The following is a 13,512-nucleotide window of genomic DNA, read 5'->3' on the forward strand; positions in this document are numbered from 1 at the left end:
GTCCTCCTTAAAGTATATCTTTATAAAGGTAAAATAAAAGCTCAGAGAAGTATTCTAATCTCTGAGCCCGAATAACTAAAATTCAAAACACAAAGATAGCTCTCCACAAAACTTGTGACAGTTTTACATATATTTTATGTAAACCCAACATACAATTTTAAAGCTTCCATTGTACATTTCGGCAATAATACCTTTCCTTAAAAATCATCGTGCTTACCTCATTAAAAGTACTGATTATTATTGCAACCTCTATCTTACCTATTTTTTAGTGACTATGTAATTGTAGACAAAATTTTTAATAATGTCAATTTATTTTATATTATTTTTTATATTCATATAAGTGCTTTTTTTTATATTTATACTATCTATATCAATATTATTGGGATTAGTAGTTAATTTATAATCTTTTATCCAATAATTTCCGTCAACATATGTACCTTCTTCAACTAATTCGCTTGGATTTTCATCATATACTTCTTCAATATTATTATCAGGTGTTAATATAACCAAACGTCTACACGCTTCCTCAGCATCATCAAATATATTATAAAATGCATTATAATTATTAAAAGATCTTACTGATGTAACTACTTTTATATTCAATCCTAATTCTTTTGCAACATCTGTTAATTTAATTGTATCTTTCATATTAAACTCTCCTTTTATTATAATTAAAATAGTTCTTTAACTTTCTTAGCTATTCTTTCTCCAAATATCATAGGTGTTTCTTTGTCTTCATCATTAACACCATTTACACTAACATAACCTAAATGTATAAAAGGTTTACCATGTGCTGACCCTCCAGAATATAAAAGCATTCCTTTTACAATTAAATGATTCATTAATGTTAAAATAGCAGTATCTGCTCCTCCCCATATGTAATCAGCTGTAGCATACATAGCTCCTATCTTACCTTCTAAATTAATATTATGTGAATTATCTAACCAATTCTTAATATTAGAAGTAGTGTTAGCTAAATATGTTGGTGTACCAAATATTACCGCCTTACTTTCATTTAAAAAATTTATATCAATGTTATTAATATTCATACATTTTACTTCAATTTCACTTACTCTCTCAGCACCTAGCTTTATTGTTTCTCCAATTCTTTTAGTATGCCCACTTTTTGAATCATATAATATAGAAATTTTCATAAATTTACCCTCCAACCTTTATCTTTTGTTTTATATAAAATAGGTGTAAGCATTAATCTTACACCTATTTTTAAATTAAAAATTTTTTAATTAAATTTCTTCTATCTCATCAATAGATTCAATTTCTTCTAAATTTTCTTCTTTTTCTTTTGAAGCAATAAATGAGCTTAAATCATTATATGTACTTTTAGCAAATTCTAAAAATAACTCTTCATCAATTTCTTTAAATTCTCTGCTGTTAACTACAACTAAATCTCTCATTAAAAGATTTACATCTATTCTACCAACAACCTTAGCAAGATTTGCTGAAGTTATAGCATTTAATATTCCTTCACATTCGTTTCTATTATTTATGATTGCGTTGTTTGATTTTGGTAAGCTTTCTTTATAATCTAGTGTAACACACTCATAAAATTCACCGTACTCATCATATACCTCTAAAGCTATATTATTAGTATCTAAATATCTTTCCATTACACAAGTTAAATTTAAACCATCCCAGTGTATTTTTTTATTAAATACTTTTATAGTTTCCATCATTTCTACCTTCTTCCAAATATACTTTTATTAAGTGCATATAAATACTATAATATGTCTAACTGTAAAAGAAGTTAGCTTATTCACTTAAAATAAATTACTTATATATTATACATTAAAATATATGTTTTTTGAAATATTTGCTGAAATTCTTAAATAAATATATTAATTTTGCTCATTATAAACTATTTTATCTAATATATCTTTTCTATCTTCACCTAAAAAATTAGCTAATTTTGATGGCATATGTCCATCCTTATAAACAGCATTTTTATTTGCATCTACTATTCTTAGTACTTTTTGTGCTAATTTCTCATAAGTAATCAGGTCTTCTAAATATTGGTCTATTAAGTCTTTTAAACAAGTTGCTAATTCCTTAGGATTTCTATAAACTGCTCTCATAATTTACTCCTTTGTACTAATAAATTTCTTAAATATATAATACCATATTTTATTATTATTTCAATCTTACATTTAAACTACTTTATCTTTATTAAATTATTAGGATTTAAAATATCCATTTCATAAAGATTACCATCTACTGTAACATAAAAAAATCCTAATGATGATGTATGCATATCCATTATAACCCTTGGATTAAAGCCATAAGCTTTTTTCCCATTTAATTCAATATCATCAATACTATCAATAATTATTTCTTCTTGAATATTATTGTTTAATTTCACATATTCATAAACTATATTTTTAGCTTCATCTTTTGATATTTCACTTTGAAATTTGTTAAAAGTCTCTTTACTACAACCAACAATACTTAAAGTAATTATTAAAAAACTAATTATTAAAAGGTTTATCTTTCTCATAGTTGCTCCTTAAATATTAATTACTTATAACTATGAGTATTTTTTTATTTAAATACTATTTATAATCATTTTAAAAATTAAATTTATTTAAACCTATTTTTATATAATTATAAATTTAATAATTAAATTATAAAAAGAGAGCAATTTAAACTTTAAAATTACTCTCTTTAAATATTAATAAATTTATATTTCTAAAATATATTTAATTGATTTCCTTTAAAAGTTCTACTAAGAATTTATACATTCTTTCAGCTGATGATATACTTAAATGTTCTGTTGGAGTATGAGCATTAAATATATATGGTCCAAAACTTATCATATCAGTATCTTTCATAGTTTCTTTAAATAATCCACACTCAAGACCTGCATGAATTGCTGAAATTTCAGCTTCTTTATGGAACATATCTTTATATACCTTCTCACAAAGCTTTCTTATATTTGAGTTTGGATCATATTCCCACTCAGGATATTCACTAACCTTTTCTATTGAAGCACCTGCTCTTTCAGCTATTACTGATAATTTATTAAATACTTCATATTTTAAACTTTTAATTGAACTTCTTATAGAAGTGATTATAGAAATATTATTTTTAAAAGTCTCTATAACTGCAACATTTAAACTAGTTTGAACTAATCCTTTTATATCTTCACTCATATTTTGAACTCCATTTGGACACATAACTAAGAAATCTATTAAGTTAGAAGTTGTGCTTAAATTAAATTGTTTATCTACACCTTCATTATAATCATAAACTTCAACATTTAATCCTTTATCTGCTATTCTATATTCAACCTTAAAATCTTTTGCAATATTTTCTACTATTGCTTTTACTTTGTTAATATCATCTGAATTATTTAAAGTAAGTAGAACCTCACATTTACGTGGTATAGCATTATGTTTTGTTCCACCATTTATACTTACTAAATTAAATGGTACTTCTTTTCTTAATTCAAATAATATTCTTCCTATTAGCTTATTGGCATTAGCTCTTTGTTTTATTATTTCTAATCCTGAATGACCACCAAGTAAACCATTTACTTCTAATTTAATACACCTTCCATAAGCTTCTTCTAATTCACCTTCAAATATAACTTTAGTATTTATTCCGCCAGCACAAGCTGTTAAAAATATTCCTTCTTCTTCTGAATCAATATTTAATAATATCTTTCCTTTTAAAAGACTAGTATCTAATGCCATAGCACCATCCATACCAACTTCTTCTGATGTAGTAAATACTGCTTCTATTTCAGGATGATTAATATCATCTGAATCTAATATAGCAAGTGTATATGCAACTGCTATTCCATCATCTGCACCTAGTGTAGTATCATTTGCATATAAAAAATCACCTTCTACTTTTAATTCTAAAGAGTCTTTATCAAAATCATGCTTACTATTAGCTCCTTTTTCACAAACCATATCCATATGTCCTTGTATTATTACAGGTGTCTTATTTTCATAACCTTTAGTTGCAGGTTTTTTTATAATTACATTTAATGCATTATCTTGTATTACCTCAAGGCTTCTTTCTTTTGCAAAATTAACTAAGTAATCACTTATTTGTTTTTCTTTATATGAACCATGAGGAATTTTAGTTATTTCTTCAAAAAACTTAAATACTTTTTTCGGCTCTAAATTTTTACATACTGACATAATAATCGCTCCTTCTTAATGTCAAATTTTATTAAATTTATTTTCCTTATAAAAAATTGTAATTATTTTTAAATTAATAATCAATATATTATTATAAATTTGATAAAATTTATATTTTAATAATAGTTTTTTTATAAAATAAAGAGCACTATAATAATAGTACTCCTTATTTTCTAGTTAATTATTATTTATTATACTTTCTATCTTACTTACATCTATATTTTCTTCTAAAATACTAGATATTCTATCATATTCTTTATTTTTATATTCTCTATAAGATTCTTCTTCATTTAAATTGAAATCTTTTATATTATTCTTATTGCAAATAACCTTAATAAGCTTTTTATTAAATTCATCAGAATCAAATATACCATGAAGATATGTTCCTATTACAGTACCACTTTTATTTATGGAACCAACTATTCTATTATTTTCTCCATATATAAATGGAATTACATTTTCATTATATTCATTAAATCCATTATGAATTTCATATCCATTTACATTCAAATCTTTAAAGTATTCATTAATTGGATTATCAATATTTATTTTTCCTTCTGTTTGAAGAGTAGTTTTCTCTCGACTAAATTTAGTTTTAAAGTCCAATAAATTAAAACCTTCTTCTCTCTTAGAGCTTCCTTCTATTTGCATATCATCTAAAATTGCCTCTCCTAGCATTTGATATCCACCACATACTCCAAATAAAATAGTTCCTTGTTTATTTAAATCTTTTATCCTATTAAAAAATCCTTTTTCTTTAATAAACTTTAAATCTTCTATACTATTTTTACTTCCTGGAATAATTATCATATGAGGATTATTTAAATCTAAAACATTATCTACATATCTTAAATTAACATAATTAATCCTTTCTAAATTATTAAAATCAGTAAAATTGGACATGTGTGGAAGTTTCAAAACTGCAATATCTATCTTATAATTATCTCTATAATTATTAGTAGTTCTATATGTTACACCATCTTCATCTTCAATATTTAACTTAGTATATGGCATAACTCCAAGTACAGGTATATTTATTATTTTTTCTAAATCTTTCATTGCTCCTTTAAAAAGATCTACCCTACCTCTAAATTTATTTATAATTACACCTTTAACTCTTTTTCTATCTTCTTCATCTAAAAGCATAAGAGTTCCAACTACAGAGGCAAAAACTCCTCCTCTATCAATATCTGCAACTAATATAACAGGTACATCTGCCATTCTTGCCATTTCCATATTAGCTATATCTGTATCTTTTAAATTTATCTCTGCACAACTACCTGAACCTTCAAGAACCATTAAATCATAATTATTTTTTATGTTATTATATGTATTTAATACTTCTTTTTTTAATTCTTTATTTATTTCTTTGTATTTATAAGCATCCATTATAAATTTAACTTTTCCATTTACTATAACTTGAGTTTTTCCTCCATTTGGCTTTAAAAGTAATGGATTCATAAAGCTTTCTGGTTCAATATTACATGCTTCAGCTTGCACAACTTGAGCTCTTCCCATTTCATCTCCTGATTTTGTAACAAATGAATTTAAAGATATATTCATAGCCTTGAAAGGACAAACCTTTAAACTTTTATTTGTAAAATATCTGCATACAGCTGTTGCTAAAGTACTCTTTCCTACCGATGAAGCCGTTCCAAGAAACATTATCCCTTTAGTTTTCATTTTATCATTCCTTTATTTAAATATATTTATAAGTGAATTATCTAATGCTTTATTGTTTATTTTATTAGATGATAAGATAAAATAACATGTTTCACCTTTCTTATGTTTACCAGTTATAGAATCAGTTATATGATCTCCAGTTATAATTATAGAATAATCTTTATAATTTTCTTTAATATGATTTGCAAAAGGAAAAATAAATTCATTAAAGCATTTATTTATAAAGTTAGCTTTTCCTTTTAAATCATAAATGTGAGCTAATTCATCACAACCATTTATATGAATAAATAAAAAATCTTTATCTTTTATTTCTTCTTTTGATTTAATTAATTTTTCATCTAAAGAAGTATCAAAGTTTCCAGTAGCTTTTTTTAAGTTAACTGCCTTTAAACCTAATGCTAACCCCATACCTTTTATTAAATCTATTCCTGCTACAACAGACCCACTTAAAAAATATTTTTTGTATAAAGTTTCTATATTAGCCCTTTTAGATAATCCCCATGGAAATAACATAAGACCATCATAGCCTTTTATTTTAAAGTATTTCTTTGATAATTCCATCATTAAAGTTATTTTATAAAATATATCATTTTTAACATTACTTTTTGGTAATATAGTATTTATTTTCTCTCCAACATTTTCATGTGGTTTAAAAAAATTTATTTGTTTAATATTTTCATACTTTTCTTTTATAAATAGTAAATTTCTATAATGACTACAATTCACAAGCTTAAAGTAATCTTTAAACTCACCTTTTATCATTATATCTTCTATAAAATTATTTATTAACTTTTCTTCACATTCTTTATCTAATCCACCAGTAAAATCATGTAATTTATTTTTATGTACTTTAATTAAATTGCATCTAAGAACAGATTCATTATCATCTATATTATATCCTTTTGATAACGCCTCAAAATATGCTCTTTCATATATTTTTTCTTTATTAAGTTTGTATCCTAATATATTAAAAATACAACTTAAGCTATCAACATCGTATCCATCTATTGAATTATCTATATATCCTTTTTTAGTAAATGATGAAAATCCTATTAATTTATCAAAGTTCTTATTTATTTCTTCTTTAATAGTAGGATTTTCTTCATAGTATCCATCTAAAACAATCAGTATTTTTTTACTTTTCATTTAAGACCCTATTTATTACTTTTAATATTTTATCATTTTCTTCTCTTGTTCTAACTGCAATTCTATAAAAACTATTATCTAATCCATTATAATTGCTGCAACTTCTAATTATTATTCCCTGTTTTAATAATTCTTTTTTTAAATCAATATCTTTATCTATACTAAAAAATATAAAATTTACAGAAGGTTCAAAAATATTTATACTTTTTATTTCGCTTAAATTATTATATAAATACTCTTTTTCTTTTTGTACGTAGTCTATAGTTTCTTCTATATATTCTTTATCTCTTAACCCACTCATAGCTGCTTCTGAAGCTAAACTATTAACATTCCAAGCCATAGTTACAGCATCTACCTTTTTTAATAACTCTTTATTTTCTGTAATTCCAAAACCCATTCTAAGTCCTGGTATTGCGTAAAATTTAGTTACTGACTTTATTATTACTAAGTTAGTATATTTATTTAGTAATTCCTTTACTGAATACTTATAGCTATCTTTAACAAAATCCATAAATGACTCATCTACAACAACATATATATTATTTTGACTTGCTTTTTTTATTATTTTTTCTAAATGTATTTTTGATGTTAAAACACCTGTTGGATTATTTGGATTACATATAAATAAAAGGTCTATATCATTATTTAATTTATTTAATATTTCATTATCTATTCTAAATTTATTTTCTTCTTTTAAAAAATAGTATTCTATATTAGATTTTATACTTTTTATTGCTTCCTCATATTCTGAAAAACTTGGTGCTAAAAGAAGAGTATTTTTAGGATTTATAGCTCTAACTACATTAAATATACATTCAGCAGCTCCATTACCTAAAAATAAATTTTCCATATTTATATTTTCATAATTACTTATTTCCTTTTTAAGATTATAATAAGTTATATCTGGATAATTAACTATTATATCTATACTTTTTAATATAGATTCTTTAACACTGTTACTTAATCCTAAAGGGTTTATGTTCGCTGAAAAATCTATAATATTTTTTCTATCTATGCATAAGTTTCTACAAACTTCATCTATATTCCCACCATGAGTAAATTTTTTCATAAAATCACCTCAATAAACTTGTTTATAATACAAGCTAATATGATACCTAAAAAAGAACTTAAATATAATATTTTATTTACTAAATAAACTTTATTTAAAGTTATTTTTTCTATATCATCACCTATTCTAGGCTTTTGAACTATTTTACCAAAATAATAATTATCTCCTCCAAGCATTATATTTAAAGCTCCAGCTACTGCCGCTTCTGGATGAGCACTATTAGGACTTGTATGATTATTTTTATCTCTTTTATATATGTATAAAGCTTTTTTATAATCTAATCTAAGTACAAATGATGATATTATAATTAAATAAGCTGTAATTCTTGCTGGTATATAATTAAATACATCATCAAGTTTTGCAGGAAAATATCCAAAATCCTTATATTTTTCATTTTTATATCCAAACATAGAATCCATTGTATTTACAGCCTTATATACAAAAATTAAAGGTGCACCACCAATTCCTGCAAAAATTATAGGTGCAATAACTCCATCTGACATATTTTCTGCCACTGTCTCAATAACAGCTCTTATTATTGAAGTTTCATCTAAATTTTCAGTATCTCTTCCAACTATATAAGATAATCTATGTCTTGCTCCATTTAAGTCATCTTTTTTTAAATATTCTATTACTTTTAATCCTTCATCTTTAAGAGATTTTGTTGCTATACAAAAATATATAGCTAAGGCTTCATAAATAAAAGCTAAATATACATTTATATTTCCTAATAATTTTATTATTATAAAATTAATAAAGAAAGTTATTAATATAACAAATATCCAAGTTATAAGTCCAGCTAACTTTAAACTATTTTTAAATATTTTTCTAAATAAATTTTCACTAAACTTTGCCAAAGCTCCTATAAATCTAATTGGATGATATGGATTTTGTGGATCCCCTATTATTAGGTCTAATATATATCCAAGTATTATTTTAAACATATTAAAACTCCTAAACTAAATTATATTTATGTATTAAATAATCTACTAGTTCTTTTTCATCTGAAAATGTTATTCCATATTCTATCTTAGGCTTATCTATAACTATAATATCTATATTTTCATCCATACAAGCTTTAAGCTTTTCAATAGTTCCACCAGCTTTTCCGCTGTCTTTTGTTATTAGTGCCTTTGCAGAATATTGATTTATAAAAGCTCTATTTAATTCATAACCTATAGGTCCTTTTATAGCTATAACATCTTCTACCTTAACTCCAATATTTAAAACATCTTGAAGTATTTTTGCGCTTGGAAGTATTCTATGTATTATTCTATTTTTTATATTAAGATTATAAATTGTTTCTATGTTTCTACTACCTGTAGTATTTAAAATATTTCCATCAATATTTTTAATTGTATCTTTTAATTCATCATATCCACTTATATAAGAAATCTTTTTATAATTTGATTCTTTTAAAACTCCAAGTCTTTCATATCTTATATAATCTATATTGCATTCTTTAGCACTATCTATAGCATTTTTACTAACTTCCTTAGCGTAAGGATGACTTGCATCAACTAGAACCTTGATATTAAATTTATTTATTAAATTAACTAAGCCATCTTTATCAAGTGGCTTAGTGTTTAAATGTTTAAATTTATATTTTTTAAGTAATTCTCCACCATATTCTGTTGCAGTTGAAACTACAACTTCATCAGTAAATCTATTAATATATTTTAAAATATTTTTACCTTCTGATGTTCCAAGTATAAAACCTATCATTACTTATCACCTATTTTATATCCTCTTGGAGTTATGAATTTTCCATCCTTTATATAACTTTTTGAATTCCCAACTATAACAATACTCATCATGTCTACTATTTCTACATCAAATTTTTCTAAAGTAGTTATAGTATAACTCATATCATCTCTTAAGGCATTTCTAACTACTGCAATTGGAGTATTTCCATTTCTATAATTTTTAATTATATCTAAACATTCCTTTAAATACTCTGGTCTTCCCTTACTCTTTGGATTATATAAAGATATTATAAAATCACCTTCTGCTGCAAACTTTACTCTTTTCTTAATATCTTCATAAGGAGTCATTAAATCACTTAAACTAATATTACAATTATCATGCATAAGTGGAGCACCTACAACTGAACCTGCTGCACTTGATGCTGTAAGTCCTGGTATTATTTCAACATTCTCATCTTCTCTAAGCTCTAATATAAGTCCTGCCATTCCATATATGCCTGAATCTCCAGTACTTATTAAAGCTACATTTTTATCTTTTGAAAATTCTAAAGCTTTTTTACATCTTTCAACTTCCCCCCTCATACCAGTCTTAAATACTTCTTTTCCATCTACTAATTCTGAAACCATATCAATATACTTAGTATATCCAACTACTATATCTGCATTTAATATAGTTTCCTTAGCTTTTAATGTCATATGTTCTAATCCACCTGGACCAATTCCTATTACATATAATTTTCCCATTTATTCTTCTCCTTCACTAATTATCTCACCTATTGCTAATGTCATTCCATTAAATTTTATTTTCTTAACCGTAACAAAGCTATTTAATAAAGAAATTACCGGTTCACAAACTCCATAAACACCTAAAGTTTTAAATACAAAGTCACTTTTTTCATAATCTAAATTAACACTATTTATACTATCTCTATTAAATGTTATAAAATCACAGTTTAACTTTTTAGAAAGTTCTTTAATTGCTTTTTCATCTTTTTTTATATCTACAGAACCTATTTTACATACAGCCCTATAATCATAACCATGATTTTCTAATGTCTTTAACACGAATTTTTCTAATTCTTTAGGATTTGTTTCTTTTCTACAACCAATTCCTAAAACAACATCACGTCTTATAAGTTTTAAAATATTTTCTTCATTATATTTTTTATTTTTATTAGTAATTAAAACAGTGTTGCACTTTATATCTTCTGAATTAATATATCCATTCTCATTCTTTATAATATTTTTTTCATCTTTTATGAATACCTTTTTATTATTTACAAGTAAAGAGGCTATATTTTTACATATTTTAAAATTATCAATTATAAATCCATTTTCTTTTGCAATAACGTCTGGAGCTTTTATATTCATTCCATCAGTTGCGGTTGTAATAACTGGAGTATTTTTTAATATATTAGCTACCTTTAAAGTTAATTCATTAGCTCCACCTAAGTGTCCACTTAATAAGCTTATTGTAAAATTATTATTTACATCAACAACAACTACTGCAGGATCCTTTGATTTCCCTTTTAAGAGATTTGCAATCATTCTTATAGCTATTCCTGTTGAACTTATAAAAATGATTCCATCAAATTTTTCAAAATAATCACAAGCTACGCTTTTAATATCTAAATCTTCCTTAGATTTTAAAAATATTTCCGAACTTAAATTTTCTTTTAATTTATTAGCTAAAATATCTCCCTTTTTAGTAACACTAATAATTCCAATCATTTTTATTCCTTTGCATCTCTAAACATATGTGTAAATGACTTATCATATAATTTACTTTTTTCATAATCACAGCTTATAAAATCTCCAACTAATATTTGAGCACATTTTGTAATTCCAGCTTCTTTAACTTTTTCACTTATATCGTCAAGTGTTCCTAAAATTATTCTTTCATCTTGCCAAGTTGCTCTTTCTACAACCGCAATATTTACATTTCTTCCATAACCATTTCTTAACTTTTTAACTACTTTATCTATCATTGATATAGATAAGAATATAGCCATTGAAGCTCCAATACTTGCAAGCTTTTCTAAGTCCTCTCCTTCTGGAACCGGAGTTCTTCCTTCAACTCTAGTAAGTATTACTGTTTGAGTTACACTTGGAAGAGTAAACTCTTTTTTTATTGAAGATGCAGCTGCTGTAAATGAACTTACACCTGGAATAACTTTATATTCTATATTAAGTTTATCTAACTCATCCATTTGTTCTTTTATAGCACCATATATAGCTGGATCACCTGTATGTAATCTAACTATAATCTTATCTCTATTTTCTTTCATAACTTCTATAACTTCATCTAAAGTCATTTTAGCTGAATTATATATTTTGGCTGAACCTTTGCAAAACTTTAAATGCTCATTTGATACTAAAGAACCTGCATATATAACTACATCAGCACTTTCTAAAGTTTGTCTTCCTTTAACCGTAATTAAATCAACATCTCCTGGACCTGCTCCTATAAAATAAACCATAAATTATTCCTCCTTAGTCTCTACTTGCTATTATTAATGACATATATTCTCTTGAATTTATAATATCATCTCTATTTTCTAAAACTCTTTCTCCATCTCTACCAACTTTTTGAACACAAACATAGTCAAAACCTTTTTCTTCTAATAAATTTAAAACTTCCTCTTCTTTTTTATATACCTTCATTATTACAACATATTTTTCATCTTTAATATCAGAAATTCTTGCTGCTGGAAGTATTAGTAAAGGCTCATTTCCTATTACTAATGTTCTATTTACAAGACTTGCTGCTGCACAAAATGATGTTACTCCTGGTATAGTTACAACTTCTATTCCATTTTCTTTCATGTGTTTAAGCATATGTATGTATGTACTATAAACGTATGGATCTCCTATAGTTAAAAAACCTACAGTTTTTCCTGAATTTATTTCGTTTTCTATGTATTTATAAGCATCTTTTGCTTTTTCCACTCTATCTTTTTTTCCCATTGGAAAATGTTTAAGTATTACTTCTGTATCTTTACCTATATATTCTTTTGCTGTTTCATAAGCTACACTTTCACCACCTTCAACAGCCACTGGTGAAACTATTATATCACATTGTTTTATTGCATTTACTGCCTTTATAGTTAAAAGTTCTGAATCTCCTGGTCCTACACCTATTCCATATAACTTAGCCATTTATGTCTTCCTTTCTACACTCTACTATAAATATTGGATTATTTGCTATAAGCATTAAACTTTTACCTTTTGATTTACTTACTTGTAACATTGTTACATCTACTTTATAATTCAAGTTTTCTATAACTTTAATTGCATCATAAACATTTTTTAACGTTATAAAATTCATTACAAGTTTTCCAGAAGATTTAATTAATTTATTAGATAGTTTTAATATTTCCTCTAGTGATCCGCCACTACCTCCAACAAATATAGAATCAAACTTAATATTTTCATTTAAAAGTTTATTTAAATGTTCTACTGCATCTCCTTCTAAAAACTTTATATTATTACAATTAAACTTATTAAAATTTTTCTTACTTACATCGATAGCATCTTCATCTTTCTCAATTGAATATACAGTTCCCTTTGGGCAAAGCATTGAACACTGAACTGTAATTGAACCTGTTCCACTTCCTATATCTAATACATTAGAATCTTCTTTAATATCTAACTTACAAATAGAGTTTATTCTTATGTCCTCTTTTGTCATAGGACAATTTCCTCTTATAAACTCTTCATCTTTTATAAATTTCATTTCATC

Annotated in this window: 16 protein-coding genes and 1 riboswitch; all 16 genes read right to left on the bottom strand. The window is 25.0% G+C overall.

The annotated features are described in order from the left end of the window. Nucleotides 1-88: 88 nt before the first annotated feature. A riboswitch (Lysine riboswitch) is annotated at nt 89-260 on the bottom strand. A gap of 49 nt (nt 261-309) precedes the next feature. Beyond that, nucleotides 310-648: a hypothetical protein gene (locus AC4FQ1_RS02520; RefSeq protein WP_491168852.1), complete on the bottom strand. Its 339-nt coding sequence runs from the start codon at nt 646-648 to the stop codon at nt 310-312. A gap of 23 nt (nt 649-671) precedes the next feature. Beyond that, the gene (locus AC4FQ1_RS02525) at nt 672-1,154 is read right to left on the bottom strand and encodes a flavodoxin family protein (protein ID WP_491146842.1); all 483 of its coding nucleotides are present in this window, start codon (nt 1,152-1,154) and stop codon (nt 672-674) included. Between the two features lie 90 nt (nt 1,155-1,244). Next, on the bottom strand, nt 1,245-1,694 hold the full coding sequence (locus tag AC4FQ1_RS02530; protein ID WP_303127554.1) for a hypothetical protein: 450 nt from the start codon (nt 1,692-1,694) through the stop codon (nt 1,245-1,247). A 162-nt stretch (nt 1,695-1,856) separates the two neighbouring features. Next, nucleotides 1,857-2,093 (bottom strand): TIGR04540 family protein, encoded by a 237-nt coding sequence (locus AC4FQ1_RS02535; RefSeq protein ID WP_303127557.1) that lies wholly within the window; start codon nt 2,091-2,093, stop codon nt 1,857-1,859. Nucleotides 2,094-2,170: 77 nt separating this feature from the next. Next, nucleotides 2,171-2,512, bottom strand: coding sequence for a hypothetical protein (locus AC4FQ1_RS02540; RefSeq protein ID WP_491146841.1), 342 nt, complete (start codon nt 2,510-2,512; stop codon nt 2,171-2,173). A 202-nt stretch (nt 2,513-2,714) separates the two neighbouring features. Continuing rightward, a complete protein-coding gene (locus AC4FQ1_RS02545) occupies nt 2,715-4,166 on the bottom strand; it encodes an aminoacyl-histidine dipeptidase (RefSeq protein ID WP_303127562.1) in 1,452 nt (483 codons plus the stop codon). 177 nt (nt 4,167-4,343) lie between these two features. Then, nucleotides 4,344-5,849: a cobyric acid synthase gene (locus tag AC4FQ1_RS02550; RefSeq protein WP_491168853.1), complete on the bottom strand. Its 1,506-nt coding sequence runs from the start codon at nt 5,847-5,849 to the stop codon at nt 4,344-4,346. Between the two features lie 12 nt (nt 5,850-5,861). Beyond that, nucleotides 5,862-6,995, bottom strand: coding sequence for a hypothetical protein (locus AC4FQ1_RS02555; protein ID WP_491168854.1), 1,134 nt, complete (start codon nt 6,993-6,995; stop codon nt 5,862-5,864). After that, nucleotides 6,985-8,064 (bottom strand): threonine-phosphate decarboxylase CobD, encoded by a 1,080-nt coding sequence (gene cobD, locus AC4FQ1_RS02560; protein WP_491168855.1) that lies wholly within the window; start codon nt 8,062-8,064, stop codon nt 6,985-6,987. Before cobD ends, AC4FQ1_RS02555 begins: the two co-directional genes overlap by 11 nt. After that, nucleotides 8,061-9,008: an adenosylcobinamide-phosphate synthase CbiB gene (gene cbiB / locus AC4FQ1_RS02565; RefSeq protein ID WP_303127569.1), complete on the bottom strand. Its 948-nt coding sequence runs from the start codon at nt 9,006-9,008 to the stop codon at nt 8,061-8,063. Before cbiB ends, cobD begins: the two co-directional genes overlap by 4 nt. A gap of 10 nt (nt 9,009-9,018) precedes the next feature. Next, entirely contained in the window at nt 9,019-9,789 is a 771-nt protein-coding gene (locus AC4FQ1_RS02570) for a cobalt-precorrin-6A reductase (protein ID WP_491146837.1), read from the bottom strand. Further along, nucleotides 9,789-10,514 (bottom strand): precorrin-3B C(17)-methyltransferase, encoded by a 726-nt coding sequence (cobJ, locus tag AC4FQ1_RS02575; protein WP_491168856.1) that lies wholly within the window; start codon nt 10,512-10,514, stop codon nt 9,789-9,791. The genes AC4FQ1_RS02570 and cobJ overlap by 1 nt, the downstream gene beginning before the upstream one ends. Then, nucleotides 10,515-11,501, bottom strand: a complete 987-nt coding sequence (gene cbiG, locus AC4FQ1_RS02580) for a cobalt-precorrin 5A hydrolase (protein WP_491146835.1) — start codon at nt 11,499-11,501, stop codon at nt 10,515-10,517. Between the two features lie 2 nt (nt 11,502-11,503). Further along, the gene (gene cobM / locus AC4FQ1_RS02585) at nt 11,504-12,250 is read right to left on the bottom strand and encodes a precorrin-4 C(11)-methyltransferase (RefSeq protein WP_491168857.1); all 747 of its coding nucleotides are present in this window, start codon (nt 12,248-12,250) and stop codon (nt 11,504-11,506) included. A 13-nt stretch (nt 12,251-12,263) separates the two neighbouring features. Further along, the gene (locus AC4FQ1_RS02590; RefSeq protein WP_303127582.1) at nt 12,264-12,929 is read right to left on the bottom strand and encodes a cobalt-factor II C(20)-methyltransferase; all 666 of its coding nucleotides are present in this window, start codon (nt 12,927-12,929) and stop codon (nt 12,264-12,266) included. Continuing rightward, nucleotides 12,922-13,506, bottom strand: coding sequence for a precorrin-6Y C5,15-methyltransferase (decarboxylating) subunit CbiT (cbiT, locus tag AC4FQ1_RS02595; RefSeq protein ID WP_491146832.1), 585 nt, complete (start codon nt 13,504-13,506; stop codon nt 12,922-12,924). Before cbiT ends, AC4FQ1_RS02590 begins: the two co-directional genes overlap by 8 nt. Nucleotides 13,507-13,512: the final 6 nt, after the last annotated feature.

This window comes from Clostridium sp. TJA020, assembly GCF_058310295.1.

Bases quoted from the DNA above. Each gene is read 5' to 3' on its own strand.
- cobM (WP_491168857.1), bottom strand. From the start codon at position 12,250: ATGGTTTATTTTATAGGAGCAGGTCCAGGAGATGTTGATTTAATTACG.
- cobJ (WP_491168856.1), bottom strand. From the start codon at position 10,514: ATGGGAAAATTATATGTAATAGGAATTGGTCCAGGTGGATTAGAACAT.
- cobD (WP_491168855.1), bottom strand. From the start codon at position 8,064: ATGAAAAAATTTACTCATGGTGGGAATATAGATGAAGTTTGTAGAAAC.
- cbiB (WP_303127569.1), bottom strand. From the start codon at position 9,008: ATGTTTAAAATAATACTTGGATATATATTAGACCTAATAATAGGGGAT.
- AC4FQ1_RS02535 (WP_303127557.1), bottom strand. From the start codon at position 2,093: ATGAGAGCAGTTTATAGAAATCCTAAGGAATTAGCAACTTGTTTAAAA.
- AC4FQ1_RS02540 (WP_491146841.1), bottom strand. From the start codon at position 2,512: ATGAGAAAGATAAACCTTTTAATAATTAGTTTTTTAATAATTACTTTA.
- AC4FQ1_RS02520 (WP_491168852.1), bottom strand. From the start codon at position 648: ATGAAAGATACAATTAAATTAACAGATGTTGCAAAAGAATTAGGATTG.
- AC4FQ1_RS02570 (WP_491146837.1), bottom strand. From the start codon at position 9,789: ATGATAGGTTTTATACTTGGAACATCAGAAGGTAAAAATATTTTAAAA.
- AC4FQ1_RS02550 (WP_491168853.1), bottom strand. From the start codon at position 5,849: ATGAAAACTAAAGGGATAATGTTTCTTGGAACGGCTTCATCGGTAGGA.
- AC4FQ1_RS02530 (WP_303127554.1), bottom strand. From the start codon at position 1,694: ATGATGGAAACTATAAAAGTATTTAATAAAAAAATACACTGGGATGGT.
- cbiG (WP_491146835.1), bottom strand. From the start codon at position 11,501: ATGATTGGAATTATTAGTGTTACTAAAAAGGGAGATATTTTAGCTAAT.
- AC4FQ1_RS02545 (WP_303127562.1), bottom strand. From the start codon at position 4,166: ATGTCAGTATGTAAAAATTTAGAGCCGAAAAAAGTATTTAAGTTTTTT.
- AC4FQ1_RS02555 (WP_491168854.1), bottom strand. From the start codon at position 6,995: ATGAAAAGTAAAAAAATACTGATTGTTTTAGATGGATACTATGAAGAA.
- AC4FQ1_RS02525 (WP_491146842.1), bottom strand. From the start codon at position 1,154: ATGAAAATTTCTATATTATATGATTCAAAAAGTGGGCATACTAAAAGA.
- AC4FQ1_RS02590 (WP_303127582.1), bottom strand. From the start codon at position 12,929: ATGGCTAAGTTATATGGAATAGGTGTAGGACCAGGAGATTCAGAACTT.
- cbiT (WP_491146832.1), bottom strand. From the start codon at position 13,506: ATGAAATTTATAAAAGATGAAGAGTTTATAAGAGGAAATTGTCCTATG.